Raw genomic sequence first — 24077 nt, 5'->3', positions numbered from 1 at the left:
GCGCGAGCGCTGGCCGTCACGCGCGGGGCATGGCCCGGCGTCGGCAGCGGCTTGCGCTTCGGGTGGGTGCCGCGTGCGGCGCGTTTGCGATGCAGCCGCTCGTGCTGCGCGGCCACGGTTGGCTTGGGTGTGACGCGGCGGCGCGGCTTCTTGCGGATCGTCGTGTGCGGACGCGGCTTGTGCGCCTTGGCGCGTTTGGCATGCGGTGCCGGCTTGACGTGCCGCTTGTTCGGCTTGGCGATGCAGCGGCGGGCGTGGGCGCCATGGGCTGTCGTCGCGCAGGCGCGAGTGCCGGGCGCGGCCGATGCGGCCTTGGGCAGCAGCGACGCGGCGAACGTCATCAGGAGCAGGACGAGCAGGCGTCGCAAGGCGGGGAGACGAGGGGCAAGACGGAAGATAGGCTGGCGAATCATGCGGAATACGGCGGTTGGGCGGGCGCGGACCGGGCTGGCCGCGTCGCGCGTATGACCGGCGCCGCGCGCGAAGATTCACACGCGATTCCTGCGCGGGGCAGGATCGCGGCGCTCAATCCCAGAAACTGCGAATCGTCACCGCGACGATCACGGGCACCGAGAACACCAGCGGGATCGCGAAATAGGGCGCTTCGCGATCGACGATGTAGCTGTGGATCACCCAGCCCGCGCCGATCAGGAAGGTCGTCACGCCGGCGACGATGGCGATCAGGTTCTGTGTCCGGGTGGACGGGCGGCGTTTGGGTTTGTCGGATTCGGTGGGCATCGTCGGCGACGGCGGGAACGAAGGCGGCTGGCGCATCCAGGCGCGGCGGCCGGTCGCGCGACGCGCGACTCGACCATCATCGAACAAAGCGAGGCATCGCGCAAGGCGCGAGCCCCGCGCGGCGCGGGCTCAGGCGGCCGGATCGGCCTCGCCCGCCTCGACGCCGGCCGCGCCTTCGAGCAGGCGGCGCGTCGAGCGATACGACTGCAGCATCTGCTCCGGCCAGGGCGATTGCAGCATCACGGCCTCGTGGTTCTCGAAGGCCGAGGAGATCATCTGCGCCAGTTGCGGCGAGCGCAGGTGGCGCAGCAGCACCGTCAGCGCGATCGCGGTGGCCTGGCCGGCGCCGGCGGTCTGCAGTTCGGCGGCGGTCAGCGCGGCGATTTGTTCGTTGACGTTCATATGGGACTCCATCCAGTGCGGTGTGACAGGGGCCGCGACGGGCGCGGCAAAGGCGGGATTTTCGCACGAGCGCGAGGCAGGGGCGGGATGTGGCTGGCGGCGAGGCCCGGACGGGCGCGATTTCTGGCTTATGCACAGGCGTTGCCTGCCGTGCTGCTGTGCATAAGTGGGCGGCGCGCAGGGATCAGAGCCGGTTTCGCAAATGCATCGCCGGCTTCGCCAAGCCGGCGGCGGCCGGCGACGATTCGGGTGTAATGCGATGGCTCATCTTCGACACAGGCCGCCATCATGGTGAGGACTTCCAGCAACATCACGCCGGTCGCGCCGGCCGAGGTTTCGCGCAACGACAGCCATCAGCCGTCCAGCCCCAACCGGCAGGACCCCGGCGGTGCGGTGCGCCGGATCTCCACGGCGCACTTCGCCGGCATTCCGAACAGCTTCTCGACACTGCGGCAGCAAGGAGGCGCGCGGCCGCGCAATCGCGCTGGCTTGCCAGGGGCCGATGCCGCCGCGCATGCGGCGGCCGGGCAGGATCCGCGCATCGCGCATTTTTTCGCACAAGCCGCGCCGCCCTTGCCGATGCCGAACGACGTGGCGATGCAGCAGGACGTGCTGTCCACGCTCGGCCCGCTCAGCGATTCCGAGTCGATCGCGGTACTGCATGCGCTTCAGCAGCATTCGGGGCTGCCGGAAGGCACGCATCCGGCGGTCGTGCAGGTGCATGCGGAAATGATGAAGAAGATGACCCAGGAAATGCATCGGATCGTCGACGAGATGGTGAAGAATCTCGAGAAGGCGAAGGAGAAGGATATCGATGCGGAGTAGCGGGCAGCACGGCCTTCATGCTTTACAAATGGCTCGGGTTTCTTTAATTTTCAGTTGCGGTAATTTCACGTCGTCATTCCGATCGTCATATATCGATAATCACGTTGCCTGATTGCGTTTTGCAATCAGGCGATCGTCGAACGCCGTCGGCGGGCTTGCCGCAACGACAAACAACAAGGACCAGGCCAGATGAAAAAGAAGCTTTGCCAACTGCTGGCGGCACTGTGCGTGCTGCCGGCGACGCTTGCCACCGCGCAGACCCAGACGTCGCCCGTCGGTTATTGGGAGGCGGTGTTCTATTACGCACCGGGCGGCGGACATTATGCCAATCAGGGCGTGTGCTTTAGCGCGAACAATACCTGGTATGGCACGACCCAGCATTGGAACGGAAACTGGTTCCTCAATGGCGCCGAGTTCGAGTGGTATGGCACGGCGCCGATCGTACAGGGCGGTACGTCGACGAATATCGCGACGATCGGCACGTCGCAGTTCGCGGCGGGGACCATGGCCGGCAATTACGCCGAGTGGATCGTGCCGGGTACTCCACCTTTGTCGTGGGACAAGCACTACACCTATCAGTTGATTTATCAAGGAGCGGTTTGCCCGCCGGCCGCGTGAGCGCGGTTTTATGTAATGGATGAAGAACGGCGCCTCGGATCGAGGCGCCGTTCTTCATGGCGGCCGATATCGGTCCTGCCTCCCTCAGCTTGCATTCTCGCGTGCCAGGACGGTTTCCGCCGCCACTGCCGCGTCCGGTGCTTCAGTCGGGGTGGGTAGGCAAGGCCCCATATTTTCCGAGAGCGAGGATGCAGGGATGGTTGCGTTCGCGGGCCGTGTGCATTCACGCAGGCTGAGATCGACCAGGCCGAATCCAACTGTTCGCATGTCGTGTTTGTTTTCGCTCACGTCACAGGGCCGAAGGGCTCCCCGCACCGCGATGGCAATCATCAGCAAGCGGCGCTGAACGGCATCCGCATCGAGATCGACGATCCATTCCAGGCTACCGTCCTGATTGACGACGGCTCGGCATTCCCGACCGTTGACGGTGATCCTCACGTCCGGCGCTTGCGCGGGAGGCGGGGCATAGACGTAGCCGCGCAGGGTCAGGACGAAACCTGCGTCAGCCCCGGCGGCCGCCGAGCAGTCCAGCGGCACCAGCAGCCAGGCGCGCGGCTCCGCCGTCCATGCTCCCCATGATTCGGGCCAGTGCCAGCCCTGCGTGAAGAATGTGGTCGCCGCGGCGGGGGTGCCCGAGGCGAGGTTCATCGACTGTTCCGGCCTCAGCACCGGGAATTCGGGCAAGCCGCCCGCAGCTGGGTCCAGCCCCCAACGGTAGGCGAAGATCTGGGTGAGCGTGTCCTCGGCAAACATCGGGGCCGGCGCGGCCGACAAGCGCGAGCCAAGCTGGCTTCGCGCGGCCGAGAACGCTTCCAGCGAGCGTGCGCTGGCCACTTCGAGCCGCACCGGAATCCAGGCAGAGCACTCGGGCGGCAGCCGGCCGGCGGTATTGCGGTCGTCGGCAAGCAGGTACCGAACGTCGCTGCAGCCCAGATAGGGCGCTTCCTTGAGCACGCCGGACGATATCGCGCCGACGAAGGCCAGGTTGTCGGCGCAGAGCAGGCTGTAGGTGTTGTGCTTGATCAGCAGGGCATTGGGAATGCTGTCGAGCAGGACATCGAATTGCCGCGTATCGGCCTGGGCAGGATGAGGGCGGATGACCAGCAGGTCGACCTGTTGTGCCCACTGGCGGATCGGTTCGATGAAATCGGCAGGCTGGGCCAGGCGCCCGCCGCCGACCAGGGCAAGGTCGACGCTGGTCTGCCCGACGAACAGGCCCACGCTCAGGTCGGCGTTCACGATGGACGAATGTCCGCGTCGGGCGAAGTGGCCGCGCAGGCCGGCCGCGGTGGACCAGAACATCTCCTCGTCGATGCGCAGGTGCTCGAGTTCTTCCCGGATGCCCGGGTCGTTGGTGCGCACGGCCAGATGCAGGTCACGCGTGAAGCGGATCGAGTCGATTTCCACGTCGATGAAGGCCGCGCCCTGGCTGTCCACGTATTGCATGATGGCCGGCGTGAGGCCCCAGCCGATCACCAGGCTGGCGGGCGTCAAGGCCAGCATGGCCAGGTGCTCGGCTGCGGGTTGCAGGTCGGCGACGCAGGCGGCCGCCCAGCCGGCACGGTCCGAGGGCAGGCCCAGGCTTTCCATGATCTTCGGCACGCAGATGCTGCCGCGCTGCGACTGCACGCTGAGCTCGCGCACGCGCCAGCCCAGCCTCGATGCACCCGTGCCGAAGAAGGCGCGCAGGAATTTGCGGTTCTCCGGCGAGGGAGGCAAACCGTTTTCGGCTACCCGGAAAAAATCGTCGATGAAGACCAGTTCCTCGATGGGTGGCCGTTGCTTCCGTGACTGCATGGTTCCTATGGTTCTTCTTGAGGGTTGCTTGTATTGATCGCGAGAGTGCGATTTTCCGTGCCAGGAAGGGGCTTGCCAATCGGGACGGGCGAGCATGGACAAGGGCGCGGGTAAGGGCATCGACGCGTCGCTGTCATTTCTGGATATCGGCGCGCGAGAGCGGGGCTGTAGAGGGGGGCGCTCAAGTTCCTTGGGGGACGTTTCCGGGCCTGACGGCTACGACGTGCTTGTGGTCCGATTTGTGCGTTTCCGTCGCATTTGAATAGTCACCCTAAGGGTGATATCTTTCGGAGCACTGGGCTATGCAACCCGCTGTGCCCGATATTCCGAAAGGAGCTCACCATGAAGCTACGGCTTTGCGTCTACACGCGCCCATGCGAGACAAAATCGAATGAAATATCAGCCGCCCAGCAGCGACGCATTGCGTCTTCTCAAGGAGCGCCTGGGCTATACCAATGCCCAGATGGCGAACTTGTTCGGCGTATCGACGGCACGTCAATTTCACAAATACCTGTCGGACGAGGACAGGCGCGAAATGGGCTTCCACGTTTTGATGTTTGGCGCTACGAATCTAGCCTTGATGGTAGGCCCGGTGGCGAGCATCGATCAGATTCTCGAGGTGGCCCGCTCGGTCGGAGCGTTGATCGAGTTGAGCAAGGAGTAAAGGTTGTTGTCGAGTGCGGTCGATCGGTTCGTGTCGATGTCCATCTCGTGAGGCTCGCCTATTTGGATGCGCGTGACATATCCAGCGGAGCTCCGTATAGGCTGACTGCCTTTGCGCATGCGGAGGAGTCGTATGAGTGAGCACGCCAACAGCGCCATTCGGGCCGCCGATGAGTTGGACGCGAGCATGCGCGCTTTCCGTTATGTCGGCGCCATTTTCGACGCGATTTTTTGCTATCTCAGGTCGGGTACCATCGATCACAGCGCGCTGATGTATCTATGCGAGGCTGGCCATGAAATCGCGGCGCAGCATAGCAAGCGGGCAATTGAAGCATCCTGGGACGTGCGTCATGACCGTCTGTTGGCGTCGACTGATTCGCAGGGCGGCGATGGTTGACGGCGGACGCTAGGGGGCTGCCAGATTGGCCTAAGCTACAGGGGGCGCCAATCGCGAGAGATGTGGGGGGCTGGCTGGTCCCCGACAGAATTCATATCTCTAGGCTTGGTAAAGACTTTCCGTGTTGAAAGGCAATAGATACCAACAAAAATACCAACAGGCACGCTGGCATAGGCTCGTTCGGTAGAGGGGGGGCGCTATGCGTAACCGTGCCGGGCCGCCGGAAGCAAAAATCTCTGGAGATTTGGAGACAAGCACTCGGTTCGGCTTGTCAGCCTTGTCTGGCAAGGTGCCGCGTATCTCCAACTATGTCTCCAGAACACTCAATATCTTGGAGACAAGATTGGAGATGGACAGCTAGGTAAGGTGTGCCCGCTCTGCGGTTTCGTGAACTACCCGGCCGTCTGGAACGCTGCGCGCAAAAAACTCCCCGCGCGGTCGCCTACCGACCCTGATGCGCATTTCGAGTATGGATGCCCGTACAGCCAAGAAAGCGAGAGTGGAGGTAGCATATCGGCGCGTATTACGGGGTAGCGTATCGCCGATTGCTGCTTCTTGGGAAATGATCTAGCGGAGCGGTAGGCAGCGGAAAATACTGCATGTAGTCAGACAGTAGCCATCGAATATCTAATTAAGCGGGGTGGTGTATGGATGAGAAAATAGTTAAGCGGATGGATGTCAAGCGCTTTAATGCGTTGGTGGCGCATTCGCGTAGTCCGGCGGCAGCGTACTTTAGCGAAGAAGTCGCGTGGTTTTCAAACGAAGAAGAAACGGTTCTTGGTGTCTTGCTTCACGACGATTCAGATAAAGATTTTGTTGGAATTATTCTTGGGCGGGACGAAGCTGGCAGATTCCGGTGTTTCGATCAGGAAGTATCGATTCCGAAAGAGGAAGAGGCGCGGGCGTGGATCGAGCGGGCAATAAAATGGCACTCGCGAGATGGTGTCGCGCAGTTTCCACAGGGGGACTACACCAAACCACTTGATCTTTTTACGCCGATTGTTCCAACAGCGAAATATCATCCTGGATTTGTGACGCTGCTCCGCGATGAATCGTTTATCCCAGCGAGGCAAATGATTTCGGAGATTATGCCTCATTACGTCGATGTGGATGGAAATTTTGTGGAGCAATTTCAAACGACGGGATTTGACGCGCGTGTATGGGAGCTTTATTTGCATTCTTACCTAACGGAAGAGCAGCTTTTTTTAAATAGGGAGTTTGATCGGCCAGATTTTTTTGTCAAAAAATATGGGAAATCGGTAGCGATCGAGGCAACCATCGTAGGCCGTTCGAAAGACAACCCTCCTTCCTTGTTCAAGGCCGCTCCGTCTCTACCAGATGCGGATGAGGTGAGGAGGCGACAGGAAAACGAACTGCCTATCAAATTCGGTAGTCCACTTTACTCGAAACTTAAAAAGAAATATTGGGAGCTAGATCATGTGAGAGATTTGCCGCTTGTTTTTGCGATAGCGGATTTTCACGACGATCAATCAATGTTGTGGAGCTCGACGGCACTTATAAATTATCTATATGGTGTTCGCCATGATTGTCACTTTGATGAAAATGGGAAGCTTGTTATCGATCCAATAAAAATAGAAACCCACAAGGTGGGTGATAAGGAAATTCCGTCGGGATTCTTTTTTCAACCAGGGGGCGAGTATGTTAGTGCTGTAATGTTTTCGGCCACTGGGACAATTTCGAAATTTAACAGGATGGGGCGGCAAGCGGGTTTTAAGGCGCCCGGCGTTGTCATGATGAGAATCGGGGCACATCATGATCATGACCAAAATGCGCATTTGCCTAAACCGTTTTCGTATTTGGTGTCGGAAGATTCGAGTGAGACATGGGCCGAAGGTCTTTCCATGTATCACAATCCGAACGCGATCCATCCAGTTCCAGAGGAGCTGTTTCCGTCAATTGCTCACCATCGATTTGAAGATGGGAAGATCGTTAGCCAACTTCCGGAATTTCATCCCTATGCGTCTCAGACAATTCATATGAAAATAAAGAAGTGATTTGATGAAAATGCCATGATCGAGATGATGCCGCTATCGTGAGGAGAATGACTAAACACGCTAGTGGCGGTTTTGAGACTTGGCATTGCCGATGTCTTCGGATTTACACAGTGGTAGACCGTTGATCAGGCTCTCCAACTCGGATCATATTGGGGAGCCAAATGCGCGGTAGAAGGGAAAACGGGCTGCACTGTTCACGAAAAGCGATTTTGATCGACAGGACGTCACGTCGCATCGCGTACCCGCATGATCGTTTGACGGCTGGTGCCATACCGCTTTGCAAGCCCGGCGACGCTTGCTCCATCACTCAATTGCCGGCGAACCTCGTTCTGCTGTTGTCATGGCTCGCATGCATCGGCGTGGCCACGAAAAACGATCGATGGTGATCGTGAAGTCGGACGACTGGGAGGAATGGCTTGCGACGTCGAACATTGAAACTGCGTGATCGATGCTGCAGCTATGGCCGGCGGAGGATATGGCAGCCGAGGCGACGGTATAGCTTCGGTAGCTCGGTCGGCATTTGAACGGTTATTGAGTAGGTTGAGCTACGGGCGGTTGACTGTTGTTTGCGACGTGCTGGGCCGCTAGATTGTCCACCAGTTGCCGCACTGACTCATAGTTCCTCACTCTATTATTTTCAAAGGCTGCTCTCACTGCGGATAAATCATCGTCAGTAAGCGAGAATTCGGACCGAATGGCAATGGCAACTTCGATGGATGCCTGTGCTGATTGTTGAGAGTGAGGTAGGGTGGCGAGAAGGAATTCTATTTGGCGCGTTGTTTCTTCTCGTTTTGATGCTTCCGATTTAACTCGCCAGTGATCCATTTGGGATGATAGAAATTCAATTTGTCGATTGAAAATATTGTTTCTTTCTTCGTTGATCGGTGTAAGAAGTGATTCGGCATGTGCTGCAACCCAGCGGCCATGATCTCCCAACACTCTCGTATGTACGTCGGTTTCCGCTCGCCACCGATTGTGCGCTTCCATAAGTGGACCACGAGACAAAAGAAGGAGGGTGTACACGTCGCGCAGTGCAATTTCGAACTCTCCGATTTTTGCAACTGTCTCAGGTTTCGCTATTGATGAGACCTTTCCGAGGCTTGCAATAGCATTGGCAAATTTTTCTGCAATCAATCGAACGTCGGATGTGGGATCGTATAGAGTTCCGATCGCACTAGTTGCAGTAAGGGCGGCGTCGATGGCAGGAATGTAAACTTCTTTTCGTAGATCCATTTCTCGCGCCTTCGCGCTTTCGCTTGCAGTATGCCGAAGTTGTTCGCGATGACGCGCTGATAGTCCCCGATTTGTAACGAGAACGCCGGCGATCGTCAAGAACGACCCGACGATTCCAGACCAAACAACGTCTGGTATGGCTAGGAACCCAGCATGGGCGGTTTCGATCACGATTGATGTCCCCTTCTGTCCGAGCTGCGCCGCTTAACATGCGAGTGGCCGAGCGTAGGTTTTAGCGTCAATTTTTTATCAGCGCCTTATTGGTCAAGGCGAAAGCGCTGATGCATCACCGGGGTGACGCTTGCAGCCGTTGATGTGGGGTGCGTGCTCATGTGACCGGGAAAAGTTGCTTTGGCCGCCCGAGTTTACCAGCGGCGCGCATGCGGTCGCTCGAAGTTGGCCATCCGGCCAGTTGTCTGAGGTGATGGCGAGCGGCAGCTACCGGCCACGAGCAGTCGCCGGACGAGTAGAGGAGAGCCGTTGACAATCTAGATTCGACAGAACAGCATCTGTCGAACGATCTACGGATGACTACCCTCGCCATGCGAGGATCCGCGGCGTTAGAAAAAGCACACGGGAGGCGCGGGACTGTGACCGACAAGGCAGAAGACAAGAATCTCAAGGAAAAGAAGCGCTGGAAGGACAACCTGCTGTCTTCCAGCGTGCCGATGGAATTCGAAGTATCAAAACTGCTGGTGAAGCATGGTTTTTCCACAAGTGCTGACTATTCGTATACCCGGTACGGCGCGCAAGCAAGAGACGACTTCTCTGTTGACCTTCATGCGTTAGCCTACCTGCCATATCGTAGGCCGAACGAAATTACGACAGAGTTTCAGTTGCTGATCGAGTGTAAGCATCGGCATCGGAATAATAAGTGGTTGTTCTTTCCCGACCCGAACCCGGGTGAGTTCTCAACATTTACCCTGGGCCATACGCTGCGGGTCGTAGATAATTTCTCACCTATATTACTGGATAGCCAACCTTCTACAGCTTTCGACAACAAGGCTAACTTCTGTCTCAAAGGCGTCGAGATCGATCTCAACACTGGAGCAGTGTACGATGCAGAAATAAGAAAGGGTCTGGCGCAACTGCAATACGCGCTTCCCCGCCTAGTGATAGAAGCAATTGAATGGAATCTGGGACAGCACCCGGAAGAGTGCTGTCCCTTCCTCTACTGTCCGATTCTGCTGACTACGTCGGAAATAGTGGTGGCAAATACAGATACTACAATCGCGAGTGTCGAAAAAGCAGAGACACTATCGGGCCTTGCTACTCCAGCCCCGTGGGTTGTGGTCTACTGCGAGCAGACGCAGGACTTTCAGCGACATCGGCAGGCTACCTGTGACCTACTGTCCGGACTGGTTGAATCTGGAGCCACCGATTGGATAGATGGGGTAAGAAAAGAAGCTGGAGTTCACGATTTTATGCTTCCCTCTGCGATGTGCGAAGAATTGGCCGGGGAATATTCACGAGGTAGGCTCGCCAATTACTTTGGACAATTCATTGTTTGCTCATTACCCCACTTCGAGACTCTGCTAAAGAAACTAAAGACAGTTGCCAGCAAAACGGACAAGACGCGAAAAAATCTCTGGGTCAACCCAACAGCGACAGCACCGGAATAATGCGAGTCGAGCGGATGTTCGCTAGGGAGAGGGTCGAGGGTCCGCTCCGGGTCGGTAACTGCCTGCCGCTGAAATGGCGGGCGTAGGTCTTGGCGTAGGTTTGTGCACTAGACCTTGTCAAAGAACGCGAAGGTACTGCTGCATCAGCAGTATATGCCGGCATCTGAGGTGGGGAGTTTTCTGCGAAGTCTAAAACGCACTACGCCAGATTTACGCCAAATTGCCAGTAGTTTGTTTCTGGGCAAGGGTTTCGGGAGATTCCTTGGTCCCCCCGACAGGAATCGAACCTGTATCTAGCGCTTAGGAGGCGCTTGTTCTATCCATTGAACTACGGGGAGCGGATAGTCGCGAGGTGGCTCATCGAGCTTACCTGCGTGAGCAATGCAGAGGACCCGGGCGCCACAGCTAGGCATGAGCAACCCGTTCAGCGGGTGAGAGTATAGCAAAGACCACCGCCCCGAAAAATCTCAAGCAACCAGACCCTCAAATCGAGCGAATCACCTTCGCCCCGAGCATCCTCAAAACTCCACAACCACGAAATCATCCTTGCCCACATCGCACAGCGGGCAACGCCAATCCGCCGGAATATCTGCGAACCGCGTCCCTGCCGGCAGCCCTTCATCGGGCAGGCCTTCTTCCTCGTTGTAGGTCCAGCCGCAGATAAGGCAGACCCAGCTCTTGAATTCGACGACTTCGCTCATGGTGTTCATTCTGAAATGGGATGACAGGCATTCGGACCGGCACCGCATTCTCACGCTCGCGCGCGCATGCGCCCCGTGTGCGCCCCGACAAACCGCGCAATATACCCGAAACACCCGGCCGTTCCGCGAAAGCGGCGCCTTGGCTCAGCCACGCGGTTTTCACGAGCCGGGGTGTATGCTTGGTCGCGCTTCACCCACAACATCGAACAGGAGAGAAGCATGAACACGAGCAAGCGATGGATGGCCGGCATGCTTTGCGCCAGCGCGTTCGCGGCGGTGGCGCTGGCGGGCACGGCGCGGGCGGAGGAACCGCACGTCTATTTCGTCGCGCCGGCCGAAGGCGCGACGGTCTCGAACCCGGTCCACGTCAAGATGGGCGTGGAAGGCATGCAGCTGCGCCCGGCCGGCGACATGACGCCCAACACCGGCCATCATCACCTGGAGATCGACGGCGGCCCGATTCCGAAGGGCGAGGTGATCCCGGCCAGCGAGCATTCGCTGCATTTCGGCAAGGCCCAGACGGAAACCGATATCCAGCTGCCGCCCGGCAAGCACACGCTGACGCTGCAGTTCGGCGACGGCATGCACCGCTCCTATGGTCCCGCCATGAGCCAGACGATCATCGTCAACGTGGATCACTGAGGCACCGCATCACTACCCGCGCGGGCACGATTCCATGCCCGCGCCGGCCAGCCCCCGGCAAGCCTCGGCCGAGCGCACGGCATCCCGCGAAACGCGCGCTCGCCACCCCCGGCCATCCGGCCGAAGCGGCGCCGCCCGCGATGCCCGTTACAATGGGCGTTTCCGAATCCCTTTCTTCGCCGCTTCCCCCATGTCGCTCTATTCCATTACCGGCGCGCAGCTTGCGTTCGGTCACGTCGCGTTGCTCGATCACGCGGATTTCTCGCTCGAAGCCGGCGAGCGCGTCGGTCTCATCGGCCGCAACGGGGCGGGCAAGTCCTCGCTGCTGAAGATCGTCGCCGAACTGGCCCGCCCCGACGACGGTCTGGTCACGCGCCAGCAGGACCTGGTGACGGTCTACGTGGAGCAGGAGCCCGAGTTCGGCCCGGGGCAGACGGTGTTCGAGGCGGTCGCCTCGGGCCTCACGCACACGCAGGCGCTGCTCGACGAATTCGACGTGATCGCGCACCGCCTGGCCGACACGCCCGAAGGCGCGGAACACGACGCGCTGATGGCGCGCATGAACACGCTGCAATCCTCGCTGGACCTGCACGATGCCTGGAACTGGCGCACCCGCGTGGCCACCACGCTGGCGCAGATCGGCCTGGACGGCGCGCAACTGGTGGAAGCGCTGTCGGGCGGCATGAAGAAGCGCGTCGCGCTGGCCCGCGCGCTGGTGCTGCAGCCCGACGTGCTGCTGCTCGACGAACCGACCAACCACCTCGACTTCGAAGGCATCCGCTGGCTCGAGGAACTGCTGGTCTCGCAGCGCTCGAGCGTGCTGTTCATCACCCACGATCGCGCCTTCCTCGACCGCGTCGCCACGCGCATCGTCGAACTCGACCGCGGCCGCCTGCTGTCCTATCCCGGCAATTTCTCGCAGTACCAGGTCCGCAAGGAACAGCAGCTCGAGGTCGAGCGCGTCGAGAACGACAAGTTCGACAAGCTGCTCGCCCAGGAGGAAGTCTGGATCCGCAAGGGCGTCGAGGCGCGCCGCACGCGCAGCGTGGGCCGCATCGCGCGGCTGGTCGAGATGCGCAAGGAGCGCACCGAGCGCCGCAACGCGCAGGGCAATGTCCGGCTCGACGTGGCGCAGGGCGAGAAGTCCGGCAAGATCGTCGCCGAGTTGACCGACGTGACGATCCGCTACGACGGCCGCGCCTACATCGACGGCTTCACCGGCACCGTGATGCGCGGCGACAAGATCGGCCTGATCGGCCCGAACGGGGTGGGCAAGACCACCATGCTCAAGCTGATCCTCGGCGAGCTGACGCCCGACGAGGGCAAGGTGCGCACCGGCACCAACCTGCAGGTGGCCTACTTCGACCAGATGCGCGCCCAGCTCGACCTCGACAAGAGCCTGGCCGACACCATCAGCCCCGGCAGCGAATGGGTCGAGATCGGCGGCACCCGCAAGCACGTGATGAGCTACCTGGGCGACTTCCTGTTCGCGCCCGAGCGGGCCCGCTCGCCGGTGCGCTCGCTGTCGGGCGGCGAACGCAACCGCCTGCTGCTGGCGCGCCTGTTCGCGCGCCCGGCCAACGTGCTGGTGCTCGACGAGCCGACCAACGATCTCGACATCCCCACGCTCGAACTGCTGGAAGAACTGCTGACCGACTACGATGGCACCGTGCTGCTGGTCAGCCACGATCGCGCCTTCCTCGACAACGTGGTCACCTCGGTGATCGCGGCCGAGGGCAAGGGCCTCTGGCGCGAGTACGTGGGCGGCTTCACCGACTGGCAGACCCAGCACGCGCGCTCGGAAGAACTGGCGAAGGACGCCGCCAGGCGCGGCGGCGAAGCCGCGCGCGAGGCCGCCCCGGCACCCAGGGACGACGCCAGCAAGAACGCCGCGGCCGGCCGCAACACGCAGCGCAGCGTCAAGCTCTCGTTCAAGGAGCAGCGCGAGCTCGATGCGCTGCCCGAGCAGATCGCCGCGCTGGAGGCGGAGCAGAAGGCGATCAACGCGCAGCTCGAGGACGGCAGCATCTTCGCGCGCGACGCCAAGGAAGGCACGCGGCTGACCGAGCGCTACGCGGCGCTCGACGACGAACTGCTCGTGGCGCTGGAGCGCTGGGAGGAGCTCGAGGCCAAGCGCAAGCCGTCATGAGCGCGCGCGCAAGGAACCAGTAAAATACGCCGCGTTCCGGCCCTGGTGCCGTTCGCGGCGCCGGTGCGCCGCCCGCTTTCGGAGCAGTCGCGTAATCGCATTGTTTCGATTGGCTTTTTTATCGAATTCAACGTTTTGTCCACGATGTTGTCCACATCAACTGGGGATAACAGCGGCGGACGATTGACGAACTAGCGCCTATGTCCACGAAAAAGCCCGCAGCGGCCTACAGCGAAGCATCGATCAAGGTGCTGAAGGGCCTCGAGCCCGTCAAGCAGCGGCCCGGTATGTACACGCGTACCGAGAACCCGCTGCACATCATCCAGGAAGTGATCGACAACGCCTCCGACGAGGCGCTCGGCGGTTACGGCAAGCAGATCATCGTCACCCTGCATGCGGACCAGTCGGTCTCGGTCGAGGACGACGGCCGCGGCATCCCGTTCGGCATGCATCCCGACGAGGGCGTGCCGGTGGTCGAGATCGTCTTCACGCGCCTGCACGCGGGCGGCAAGTTCGACAAGGCCGCCGGCGGCGCCTACACCTTCTCGGGCGGCCTGCACGGCGTGGGCGTCTCGGTCACCAATGCGCTGGCCACGCGCCTGGACGTCACGGTCTGGCGCGAGGGCAAGTTCGCCGAGCTCGGCTTCGCGCACGGCGACGTGGTCAAGCCGCTGGTCACGCAAAGCGCGGGCCGCGGCGAGAAGAAGTCCGGCACGCGCGTGCGCGTCTGGCCGGACGGCAAGTATTTCGATTCGCCGAACCTGCCGCTGGGCGAGCTGCAGCGCCTGCTGCGCTCGAAGGCGGTGCTGCTGCCGGGCGTGGAGGTGGTGCTGGTCACCGAGAAGACCGGCGAGCGCCAGAGCTGGAAATACGAGGACGGCCTGCGCGGCTACCTGCTCGACGAGATGAACGGCAGCGAGCTGCTGATCCCGCTGTTCGAGGGCGAGCGCTTCGCCGACGCGAAAACCTCGGGCGACGACAGCTTCGCCGACGGCGAGGGCGCCTCCTGGGTGGTGGCCTGGAGCGAGGAAGGCTCGCTCACGCGCGAATCCTACGTGAACCTGATCCCCACGCCGGCCGGCGGCACCCACGAATCCGGCCTGCGCGACGGCCTGTTCCAGGCGGTCAAGAGCTTCGTCGAGCTGCACAACCTCCAGCCCAAGGGCGTCAAGCTGCTGGCCGAGGACGTGTTCGCGCGGGTGTCCTTCGTGCTGTCGGCCAAGGTGCTGGACCCGCAGTTCCAGGGGCAGATCAAGGAGCGCCTGAACAGCCGCGACGCGGTCAAGCTGGTCTCCTCGTTCACGCGCCCGGCGCTGGAGCTGTGGCTGAACCAGCACGTCGAGCACGGCAAGAAGCTGGCCGACCTGGTGATCAAGCAGGCCCAGGCGCGCACGCGCGCCGGCCAGAAGGTCGAGAAGCGCAAGAGCTCGGGCGTGGCGGTGCTGCCCGGCAAGCTGACCGATTGCGAGACGCAGGACATCGCGCGCAACGAGCTGTTCCTGGTCGAGGGCGATTCCGCCGGCGGCTCGGCCAAGATGGGCCGCGACAAGGAATACCAGGCGATCCTGCCGCTGCGCGGCAAGGTGCTCAACACCTGGGAGACCGAGCGCGACCGCCTGTTCGCCAACAACGAGGTGCACGACATCTCGGTGGCGATCGGCGTCGATCCGCATGCGCCGGACGATCACGTCGACCTGTCGAACCTGCGCTACGGCAAGATCTGCATCCTGTCGGACGCGGACGTCGACGGCGCGCACATCCAGGTGCTGCTGCTGACGCTGTTCTTCAAGCACTTCCCGCAGCTGATCGAGCGCGGCCACGTGTTCGTGGCGCGTCCGCCGCTGTTCCGCGTCGACGCGCCCGCGCGCGGCAAGAAGCCGGCGCAGAAGCTCTACGCGCTCGACGACGGCGAGCTCGAGGCGATCCTCGACAAGCTGCGCAAGGACGGCGTGCGCGACACGCAATGGTCGATCAGCCGCTTCAAGGGCCTCGGCGAGATGAGCGCCGAGCAGCTGTGGGACACCACCATGAACCCGGACACGCGGCGCCTCGCGCCGATCGCCCTGGGCGGCCTCGACTACGACGCGACGGTCTCGCGCATGACGATGCTGATGGGCAAGGGCGAGGCCTCCGCGCGGCGCAGCTGGCTCGAGGAAAAGGGCAACGATGTCGAGGCGGATATCTGAGCGGCGTGATGCGCGCCGCCCACCGCCCCTGAACGGATACGGAAGCTACAGCAGATGGATGACAAGACCCCCGACTTTTTCGATGAGCCGCCGAGCCCGCCGGACGACGGCAACGTACTGACGCTCGGCGACTACGCCGAGCGCGCCTATCTCGACTACGCGGTGAGCGTGGTCAAGGGCCGCGCGCTGCCCGACGTCTGCGACGGCCAGAAGCCGGTGCAGCGCCGGATCCTCTACGCGATGAACGAGATGGGGCTGGGCAACAACGCCAAGCCCGTGAAATCGGCGCGCGTGGTGGGCGACGTGCTCGGCAAGTACCACCCGCACGGCGACCAGTCCGCCTATGACGCGCTGGTGCGCCTGGCGCAGGACTTCTCGATGCGCTACCCGCTGATCGACGGCCAGGGCAACTTCGGCTCGCGCGACGGCGACGGCGCGGCCGCGATGCGATACACGGAAGCGCGGCTCACGCCGATCGCGCAGCTGCTGCTCGACGAGATCGACCAGGGCACGGTCGACTTCATGCCGAACTACGACGGTTCCTTCGAGGAGCCGAAGCTGCTGCCGGCGCGCCTGCCCTTCGCGCTGCTCAACGGCGCCTCGGGCATCGCGGTGGGCCTGGCCACCGAGATCCCCTCGCACAACCTGCGCGAGGTGGCGGCCGCGGCGGTGGCGCTGATCCGCAACCCGAAGCTCAACCATGCCGAGCTGATGCAACTGGTGCCGGGCCCGGACTTCCCCGGCGGCGGCCAGATCATCTCCAGCGACGCGGAAATCTCCGCCGCCTACGAAGTCGGCCGCGGCAGCCTGAAGGTGCGCGCGCGCTGGAAGATCGAGGAGCTCGCGCGCGGCCAGTGGCAACTGGTGGTCAACGAGCTGCCGCCGAACACCTCCTGCCAGAAGGTGCTCGAGGAGATCGAGGAGCTCACCAATCCGAAGATCAAGGCCGGCAAGAAGACCCTCACGCAGGAACAGGCCAACACCAAGAAGACCCTGCTCGACCTGCTCGACGCGGTGCGCGACGAATCGGGCAAGGATGCGCCGGTGCGCCTGGTGTTCGAGCCGAAGTCGCGTGCCCTCGACCAGAACGAGTTCGTGCAGTCGCTGCTCGCGCACACCAGCCTGGAATCGAACGCGCCGCTCAACCTGGTGATGATCGGCAACGACGGCCGGCCTGCGCAGAAGGGGCTCGGCGCGATCCTCGGCGAGTGGGTCGGGTTCCGCCAGTTGACCGTGACGCGGCGCTGCCGCCACCGCCTGGGCAAGGTCGACGACCGGATCCACATCCTCGAAGGCCGGATGATCGTGTTCCTGAACATCGACGAGGTGATCCGGATCATCCGCGAGTCGGACGAGCCGAAGGCCGCGCTGATGTCGGCGTTCGGGCTGAGCGAGCGCCAGGCCGAGGACATCCTCGAAATCCGCCTGCGCCAGCTCGCGCGGCTCGAGAAGATCAAGATCGAGAAGGAGCTGGAGGAGCTGCGCGCCGAGAAGGCCAAGCTGGAGGACCTGCTGGCCAACGAGAGCGCGATGAAGCGGCTGTTGATCAAGGAGATCGAGGGCGACGCCAGGCAGTTCGGCGACGACCGCCGCACCCTGATCCAGCAGGAGAAGCGCGCCACCTTCGAGGCCCGCGTGATCGACGAGCCGGTGACGGTGGTGGTGTCGCAGAAGGGCTGGGTGCGCGCGCTCAAGGGCCACGGGCTCGACCCGGCCAGCTTCAGCTTCAAGGCCGGCGACGGCCTCTACGCGGCCTTCCAGTGCCGCACGCCGGACACGCTGATCGCCTGGGGCAGCAAGGGCCGCGTGCACTCGGTGCCGGTGCAGGTGCTGCCGGGCGGGCGTGGCGACGGCGTGCCGGTCACCTCGCTGATCGAGCTCGAATCGGGTACCCACCTGATGCACTATTTCGCGGCCGGCGCCGAGCAGCCGCTGCTGCTGGCCTCGAGCAACGGCTTCGGCTTCATCGCCAAGGTCGGCGACATGATCAGCCGCCAGAAGACCGGCAAGGCCTTCATGACGATCGACGAGGGCGCGGTGCCGCTCGCGCCGATGCCGGTGATGCCGCTGGCCACCCAGGTGGCCTGCCTGTCGGCCCAGGGGCGCCTGCTGGTGTTCGGCCTCGACGAGATGAAGACGCTGTCGGCCGGCGGCCGCGGCGTGATCCTGATGGCGCTGGAGGACAAGGAAGCGCTGGTCCAGGCGCTGGCCATCGACGGGCGCGGCGTGGTGCTGCAAGGCACGGGCCGTGGCGGCAAGGCACAGGAGGTCGTGCTGGCCGGTGCCGCGCTCGCGCCGCTGGTCGGCAAGCGGGCTCGCAAGGGCCGCGCGCCCGATCTCAAGCTCAAGCTCGCGGGCCTGCGCCCGATCCTCGACTGAGCCCGGCGGGGCGCGCCAAGGCGCCCCGGCCAGGCTGCCGGCCCCGGCTGCGCTCATCGCGCGCCGGGGCTTTTTCATGGCGTCGCGGCGCGCGGCTGGAGCGCGGCCTCGACGCGGCCCGGCGACAGCCGGCGCGATTTCGTGTCAAATGTCGCCCGCGCACCGAACCGACGGGCCGCGTGTCGGTCGAACCGGGTCATGCCGGCGCCCGCCGCGCGCTCGAGCCTGCCTCGATCCCGGCCCGGCGGCGCGTTTCGTCCGATAACAACACCCAGGATCGCTCATGTCCCACGCCATCGCCGTCGCGCTGTTCCTCCATCTCCTCGCCATCGCGGTCTGGGTGGGCGGGATGGTGTTCGCGCATTTCTGCCTGCGCCCCGCGCTGTCCGATCTTTCGCCGCAGCTGCGGCTGCCGCTGATCGAGGCGGTGTTCGGCCGCTTCTTCAACTGGGTGGCGGGCGCGGTGATCGTCACCCTGTTGTCGGGCGGTTTCCTGCTGACCGCCTTCGGCGGCGGCCACGCGAGCTGGCCGCTGCACGCGATGGCCGGCATCGGCGTGCTGATGATGCTGATCTTCGGCCATATCCGCTTCGCGATCTTCCCGCGCATCCGCCGCGCCGTGCAGGCGCAGAACTGGCCCGACGGCGCGCGCGCGGTCGGCTCGATGCGCCTGCTGGTGCTGATCAACCTGGTGCTCGGCGTGGTGACGATCGGCACGGCGGTGCTGTCGCGCGGTTTCTGAGCCAGCCATGAGCGGCGCCGTGACAGCGGCGCCGTCGTGATATCGGCGGGGGAGGGCGAGGCGGGGCCGGACGCCCTGGGCGCCTCGCTCAATGCCCCGCGAACAGCAGCCACCACCCGCCGCAGGCGAGCGCCACCATCCCATACACCGCATACACCGGCACCCGGCTGCGCAGGAAGGCTGCGCAGGCCAGCACGCCGATCAGCCAGTAGCCGGGCGCGGCCGGCATGCCCATCAGGATGCGCAGCACGGCGATCGCCAGGAAGGCGGTGGTGGCCGCGCGCAGCATGCGCATGCCGTGCTCGAAGCGCGGGTTGCGGCGCAGCCGGTGCACATGCCGCTGCGCGAACACCACCAGGCAGGCCGAAGGGATGAACAGCGCGGCGGTGGCCAGCAGCGCGCCGCGCCAGCCGTCGCTCAGGTAGCCGAGGAAGGGCACCACGTTCAGGAGCGGCCCGGGCGAGACCGGCGAGAGCGCGAAGGCCAGCGTGAAATCGTGTTCGCTGATGCCCACCGCCGGCGTGACGAACAGCGCCTTGAGCACCGGCAGGGCCGAGAAGCCGCCGCCGAACAGGGTCATGCCGGCACCGGCCAGCCGCGCCCACAGCAGCCTGGCCTCGTAGGCGGGCGGCATCGGCAGGGCGAACAGGAGCACCAGCAGGGCCAGCACCACCAGCATCGCGCGCTCGGCCGGCAGCAGCACGAAACGCGGCGCGCTGCCTCGCTCGCGGCTGCCGAACCAGCCGGCGGCGAAGGCGGCGAGCAGGATCGCGACGAAGGCGGCGGGGCTGTGCGCCAGCGTCAGCAACACGGTCGAGACCGCCGCCACCACCCGCTCGGCCCGCCCCTTGGCGAGCGTGCGCACCTGGCGGAACCAGGTCACGCCGATCAGCGCCGCCAGCACCATGCCGAACGCGTGCAGCAGCATCGGCGAGGCCAGCGAGCGCACCGCCGGCGTGCGGTAGAAGATCGCGAAACCGGTCATCAGCACGAAGAAGGGCAGCACGCTGGCCAGCCCCGCGATCCACGCGCCGGCGCGGCCGCGCAGCACCTGGCCGACCTGGATCGCGACATTGCAGCCGACCGGGCCGGGCACCATCCAGGCCAGCGCGATCAGGTCGGCATAGGTGGTCGAGTCGATACGCCTGACGCGCTCGACATAATGGCGCTCGAGCTGCGCCATCATCGCCAGGCCGCCCCAGGACACCGCGGACACGCCCGCGACGATCCGGAACAGCGACCATAAGGATTCCTGCTCGCCGCGCAGGGCGGCGCTATCGGTGCTTGTGTTCATCGTTATCTTGGTCTCTCAGCGACGGGCGTTGGCCAACGCGTCGTCGATTCCGCCTGGTTTTGTTGCTGCCCGAATCGGGTCGGGCGCGGCGTCGCTCGGTGGCGACGTCTCGATTGCGCTGCCGTGCGAGGCGCAGTCCGCACGGCGCGCCGGCTCGTGATCAGTCGCCCCCGGGGTTGCCCGGTTCGTTCTCGAAGTTGGCGATCGCGCGCGGTGCCGTCTCGCGCGTGCCGCACACGCCGAAGCGCGCCAGCAGGGCCGGGATCCCGTCGACCGGCACCGGCCGCGAGAACAGGAAACCCTGCGCCTGGATCTGCCCGAGCGCCGACAGCCAGGCCACCTGCTCCTCGGTCTCGGTGCCCTCGACCACCACCGTCAGGCCCAGCGCGCGCGCCAGGTGGACGATCGAGGAGACCATCACGCAGACGCTGCGGTCGGCCGGGATCGCCTGCACGAAGGAGCGGTCGACCTTCAGCGTGTCGACCGCGAAGCGGTGCAGGTAGGACAGCGAGGAATAGCCGGTGCCGAAATCGTCGAGCGCGATGCGGATGCCGAGCTTCTTGAGCGCCATGATCTTGTCCGAGACCAGCTCCGGATATTCCATCATCGCGGTTTCGGTGATCTCGATCTCCAGGCGGTTGGCCTGGATGCCGCTCTCGTCGATCGCCTGCGAGATGGTCTCGATCAGGTCGCCGCGCCAGAACTGCACCGGCGAGATGTTGACGGCCAGCGTCAGCGTGTCGTGGCCTTCCTCGCGCCAGCGCGCGAGCTGGCGGCAGGCGGTGCGGATCACGTAGTCGCCGATCGGCACGATCAGGCCGGTCGATTCGGCGATGGTGATGAATTCGTTGGCGGCGATCAGGCCGTGCTCGGGATGCTCCCAGCGCACCAGCGCCTCGAAGCCGGTGATGCAGCGCTGCGCCAGGTCGATCTTGGGCTGGAAGGCGAGGAACAGTTGCCCTTCCGAGAGCGCGATGCGCAACTGCTGTTCCCAGCGCATCAGGTGGTCGGCGCGATGCGAGAGATGCGGCGCGTAGAACTGGTAGCAGTTCTTGCCGGCGTCCTTGGCGCTGTACATCGCCAGGTCGGCCTTCTTGAGCAGGTCGATCTCGCTTTCGTTGGCCACCGAGTGCAGGGCGATGCCGATGCTCGCATGCAGCACGAAGGTGCTGCCGCGCACGTCGAAGGGCTTGCCGAACATGCGGATTACCGATTCGGCCAGGCGCACCGCGCGGCGCTCGGCATCGTCGCCCTTGACCACCACCACGAACTCGTCGCCGCCGATGCGCGCCAGCGTGCCCTCGGCCTCGACCGCGTCGGACAGGCGCGCGGCCGTCATCTGCAGCACGATGTCGCCGGCGTTGTGGCCCAGCGTATCGTTGACGGTCTTGAAATTGTCGAGGTCGATGAACAGGATCGCGAGACGCTTCAGGCTGGACGGCTGGGCCACGTCGTTGCGCAGCCCGCGCAGCGTGGTGTAGCGGTTCGCCAGCCCGGTCAGCAGGTCGTATTCGGCGAGCTGGGTCATCTCGCGCTCGCGGCCCAGCAGCTTGCCGATCAGCCCGGTGGCCACGCCGAAGAAGGCCAGCATGGCGAGCGTGATGAAGCTTGTCATCAGCAGGTAGACGTTGCGCGTGTGGTTGTAGTCGGCCAACTCCTCGGCCTGCGACAGCCCCACCAGCACGCCCAGCGGATAACCGTCGAGATGCCGGTACGAGACGATCCGCAGGGTGCCGTCGATCGGGTCCGCGTAGGTGCCCGAGACGCGCTCGGCGATCGGGTACACGCCGGTGGCCGAGAAGGTGCCGGCCGCGTTGCCGGCCGAGCCGGTGCGCCGCGCCAGCACCGCGCCGGTGTCGGACACCACCGCGATCACGCCTTCCTTGCCGATCGCGGCGTTGTTGTAGAAGTCGCTGGTGAAGTAGCTCGGGTCCTCCGAGACCACCACCACGCCGGCGAACTTGCCGTCCGGGCCGTTCAGGCGCCGCGTCATCTGCAGGGTCCACTGGCCCGAGACGCGGCCGAGCACCGGGCGGCTGATGTAGAGCTCGTCGTCGTTGTGGCTGGCGTGGACCTGGAAGTGCTCGCGGTCGGACAGGTCGAGCGGCTTGGGATGGGTTTCGGCGGTATTGGCGAGCAACTGCCCCTGCGCGTTGACCAGCGAGACCTGGATCAGCGTGTCGCTCGGCACCACGCCCTTCTCGACGGTGCTGGCGAGATTGAAGTTGCCGGGCGACTTCTCGAACTCGAACTTGACGAAGCGGGTGATCTGGTCGACCTGGTGGATCGCCTTGATGGTGTGCTGCTCGAGCGCGGTGGAGAGGATCGCGGCGGAGGCCGCGGCTTCGCGGTAGGCGCTTTCCTTCTCGACCGACAGCCGCATCACGATCACCGCCCACAGCAGCGCCAGCGCCAGCACGCCGAGCAGCGGGATCGCGAACAGCGCGCGACGGCGCGTCTTGCGCGCATGAGGCAGGCGCGCTTGCGCGGCGAGGTTGCGAAGCGAATTCATCGGAGGGCAGGGGGGATGATCGACATGGATGCGTGTTCGGATCACGAGGGCAACGAGGGCGACGACGGCCCGCGGCGCGATGGCCCGGGCTCCGGCAGCGGCGCGCCGCGGACAGCGCGCCTGCCGGCGACGGGAGCGTGCGGCCCTGGCCGCTTGCGCCGTGGCGCGGGACATGCCCGGGCCATGCGTGGTGGTGTCGCTCCCGCCCTTCGCGGCTTGTGTTTGGTATCCGACTCCTTCGACGGCTCGCCGCCGCCACGCAGGCGTGACGGACGGCCGATCTCCCGGTTGAACCCGCGGCCGGCCCCGGCGCGGGCAGTATCGATGACCGTGGTCTGGCGCCGCGGCCGGCGCCCAACCGCTAGGACCACGAATCACTCGGCATGCAGCAAAAACGGCCGATAGGTCCCGATATTACTGGTTGGAAAAGGAATTAGATAGCGAGGGCAAAAACCGAGACGCGGCGTGCAACGCTCGACGTCGGCCTGACGGCGGCTCGAACGCCGAAAACGCGGCGAAAACGCCCGGAAAGCCGATGGAAAGCCGGCGCGGGCGGCGCGGGAAGGCCGCCCGGCATGGTTCACGGCAGCAGGAAGCTGCCGTCGATCACAGTGATGGCGTCGCCGCCAATCCAGATTTTCCCGGTGGCGTCGTATTCGACCGACACCCGGCCGTCGCGGCCCAGCGCGGTGCCCTGGCGAGCCGTGTAGGTAGGGCCGGAATGCAGGCCCTGGTGCGCCAGCAGCCCGGCGATCGCGGCATTGGCGCTGCCGGTGACGGGATCCTCGACGATACCCGAGGCTTCGGCGGTGATCAGGCAGCGCACCTCGAAGTCGGCCGGGCCGCCCGCCGGATGCGGCGCATAGGCCGCCACGCCGAGCGCGCCGACCGCATCGGCGAGTGTGCGCAGCGCGTCCGGATCCGGCGCCAGCGCCAGGCAGTCGGCCGCGGTGGCCAGGCGCACCACCAGCCAGGGCGTGCCGTTGTCGGTGGCGCAGGGCGTGGCCTCGAACACGATCGCCTCGGAGCGCAGCGCGGCGGCCAGCGCCTCGCGCTCCCGCGCGCAGATCGCGTCGAGCCCGGGCGAGCTGATTTCCTCGCCGGTCTCGAAGATCAGCTTGAGGTTGTAGCCGAGCCGGCCGCCGCGCGCCTCGATCACGGC

The 24077-nt window shown here is 64.0% G+C and carries 19 protein-coding genes, 1 tRNA gene and 3 pseudogenes; 12 read left to right on the top strand and 11 right to left on the bottom strand.

What is annotated here, in order from left to right:
* From F3J10_RS24935 to F3J10_RS24925, 3 genes and pseudogenes are all read right to left on the bottom strand, one after another.
* Positions 1-413, bottom strand: a pseudogene (locus tag F3J10_RS24935) (D-alanyl-D-alanine carboxypeptidase); the annotation flags it as partial.
* Positions 414-525: 112 nt separating this feature from the next.
* Positions 526-738, bottom strand: a complete 213-nt coding sequence (locus tag F3J10_RS24930; RefSeq protein ID WP_025096578.1) for a hypothetical protein — start codon at positions 736-738, stop codon at positions 526-528.
* A gap of 129 nt (positions 739-867) precedes the next feature.
* Positions 868-1140 carry a hypothetical protein gene (locus F3J10_RS24925; protein WP_013699011.1) on the bottom strand — a complete coding sequence of 91 codons (273 nt, stop codon included), beginning with the start codon at positions 1138-1140 and terminating at the stop codon, positions 868-870.
* A 288-nt stretch (positions 1141-1428) separates the two neighbouring features.
* Here F3J10_RS24925 and F3J10_RS24920 point away from each other — a divergent pair, with 288 nt between their 5' ends.
* Together F3J10_RS24920 and F3J10_RS24915 are read left to right on the top strand one after the other, a co-directional pair.
* Complete coding sequence (locus F3J10_RS24920) at positions 1429-1965, top strand: hypothetical protein (protein WP_167243226.1); 537 nt, start codon at positions 1429-1431, stop codon at positions 1963-1965.
* 189 nt (positions 1966-2154) lie between these two features.
* Complete coding sequence (locus F3J10_RS24915) at positions 2155-2583, top strand: hypothetical protein (protein WP_017920641.1); 429 nt, start codon at positions 2155-2157, stop codon at positions 2581-2583.
* A gap of 84 nt (positions 2584-2667) precedes the next feature.
* On the opposite strand, the gene F3J10_RS24910 is transcribed toward F3J10_RS24915, so the two are convergent.
* Positions 2668-4380 (bottom strand): hypothetical protein, encoded by a 1713-nt coding sequence (locus tag F3J10_RS24910; protein WP_205200445.1) that lies wholly within the window; start codon positions 4378-4380, stop codon positions 2668-2670.
* Between the two features lie 391 nt (positions 4381-4771).
* Between F3J10_RS24910 and F3J10_RS24905 the strand changes: the two genes are divergently transcribed.
* The 3 genes from F3J10_RS24905 (at position 4772) to F3J10_RS24895 (ending at position 7455) form a co-directional block, all read left to right on the top strand.
* Positions 4772-5044, top strand: coding sequence for a hypothetical protein (locus tag F3J10_RS24905; RefSeq protein ID WP_020381335.1), 273 nt, complete (start codon positions 4772-4774; stop codon positions 5042-5044).
* 132 nt (positions 5045-5176) lie between these two features.
* Complete coding sequence (locus F3J10_RS24900) at positions 5177-5440, top strand: hypothetical protein (protein WP_167243225.1); 264 nt, start codon at positions 5177-5179, stop codon at positions 5438-5440.
* Between the two features lie 647 nt (positions 5441-6087).
* Complete coding sequence (locus F3J10_RS24895; protein WP_167243224.1) at positions 6088-7455, top strand: glycosaminoglycan attachment protein; 1368 nt, start codon at positions 6088-6090, stop codon at positions 7453-7455.
* Positions 7456-7679: 224 nt separating this feature from the next.
* Here the strand turns inward: F3J10_RS24895 and F3J10_RS24890 are convergent.
* Positions 7680-7790, bottom strand: a pseudogene (locus F3J10_RS24890) (helix-turn-helix domain-containing protein); the annotation flags it as partial.
* A 2-nt stretch (positions 7791-7792) separates the two neighbouring features.
* Here F3J10_RS24890 and F3J10_RS36355 point away from each other — a divergent pair.
* Positions 7793-7900, top strand: a pseudogene (locus F3J10_RS36355) (DUF159 family protein); the annotation flags it as partial.
* An 83-nt stretch (positions 7901-7983) separates the two neighbouring features.
* Here F3J10_RS36355 and F3J10_RS24885 read toward each other — a convergent pair.
* Positions 7984-8859 carry a hypothetical protein gene (locus F3J10_RS24885; protein ID WP_167243223.1) on the bottom strand — a complete coding sequence of 292 codons (876 nt, stop codon included), beginning with the start codon at positions 8857-8859 and terminating at the stop codon, positions 7984-7986.
* A gap of 356 nt (positions 8860-9215) precedes the next feature.
* Between F3J10_RS24885 and F3J10_RS24880 the strand changes: the two genes are divergently transcribed.
* Positions 9216-10310: a hypothetical protein gene (locus tag F3J10_RS24880; protein WP_240155706.1), complete on the top strand. Its 1095-nt coding sequence runs from the start codon at positions 9216-9218 to the stop codon at positions 10308-10310.
* Positions 10311-10573: 263 nt separating this feature from the next.
* Here the strand turns inward: F3J10_RS24880 and F3J10_RS24875 are convergent.
* Positions 10574-10648: transfer RNA gene (locus F3J10_RS24875), tRNA-Arg, on the bottom strand.
* Positions 10649-10828: 180 nt separating this feature from the next.
* Positions 10829-11011, bottom strand: coding sequence for a rubredoxin (locus tag F3J10_RS24870; protein ID WP_013698980.1), 183 nt, complete (start codon positions 11009-11011; stop codon positions 10829-10831).
* A gap of 219 nt (positions 11012-11230) precedes the next feature.
* On the opposite strand from F3J10_RS24870, the gene F3J10_RS24865 reads away from it, so the two are divergent.
* From F3J10_RS24865 to F3J10_RS24845, 5 genes are all read left to right on the top strand, one after another.
* Positions 11231-11653: a DUF4399 domain-containing protein gene (locus F3J10_RS24865; RefSeq protein WP_029949151.1), complete on the top strand. Its 423-nt coding sequence runs from the start codon at positions 11231-11233 to the stop codon at positions 11651-11653.
* A gap of 190 nt (positions 11654-11843) precedes the next feature.
* The gene (locus tag F3J10_RS24860; protein ID WP_025096556.1) at positions 11844-13802 is read left to right on the top strand and encodes an ATP-binding cassette domain-containing protein; all 1959 of its coding nucleotides are present in this window, start codon (positions 11844-11846) and stop codon (positions 13800-13802) included.
* Between the two features lie 200 nt (positions 13803-14002).
* Positions 14003-15988, top strand: coding sequence for a DNA topoisomerase IV subunit B (locus F3J10_RS24855; protein WP_025096555.1), 1986 nt, complete (start codon positions 14003-14005; stop codon positions 15986-15988).
* Between the two features lie 54 nt (positions 15989-16042).
* On the top strand, positions 16043-18367 hold the full coding sequence (gene parC / locus F3J10_RS24850; protein WP_025096554.1) for a DNA topoisomerase IV subunit A: 2325 nt from the start codon (positions 16043-16045) through the stop codon (positions 18365-18367).
* Positions 18368-18650: 283 nt separating this feature from the next.
* A complete protein-coding gene (locus tag F3J10_RS24845; protein WP_025096553.1) occupies positions 18651-19109 on the top strand; it encodes a CopD family protein in 459 nt (152 codons plus the stop codon).
* 88 nt (positions 19110-19197) lie between these two features.
* Here the strand turns inward: F3J10_RS24845 and F3J10_RS24840 are convergent, their stop codons facing one another.
* From F3J10_RS24840 to F3J10_RS24830, 3 genes are all read right to left on the bottom strand, one after another.
* Positions 19198-20403, bottom strand: coding sequence for a chromate transporter (locus tag F3J10_RS24840; protein ID WP_167243222.1), 1206 nt, complete (start codon positions 20401-20403; stop codon positions 19198-19200).
* 160 nt (positions 20404-20563) lie between these two features.
* On the bottom strand, positions 20564-22915 hold the full coding sequence (locus F3J10_RS24835) for an EAL domain-containing protein (protein ID WP_167243221.1): 2352 nt from the start codon (positions 22913-22915) through the stop codon (positions 20564-20566).
* A gap of 580 nt (positions 22916-23495) precedes the next feature.
* A partial coding sequence (locus F3J10_RS24830; RefSeq protein ID WP_240155705.1) for a PhzF family phenazine biosynthesis protein occupies positions 23496-24077 on the bottom strand: 582 nt, incomplete at its 5' end.

The organism is Burkholderia sp. Cy-637 (assembly GCF_011753175.1).
GTDB lineage: Bacteria > Pseudomonadota > Gammaproteobacteria > Burkholderiales > Burkholderiaceae > Burkholderia > Burkholderia gladioli.
This window is presented reverse-complemented; position numbering and strand designations above follow the sequence as displayed.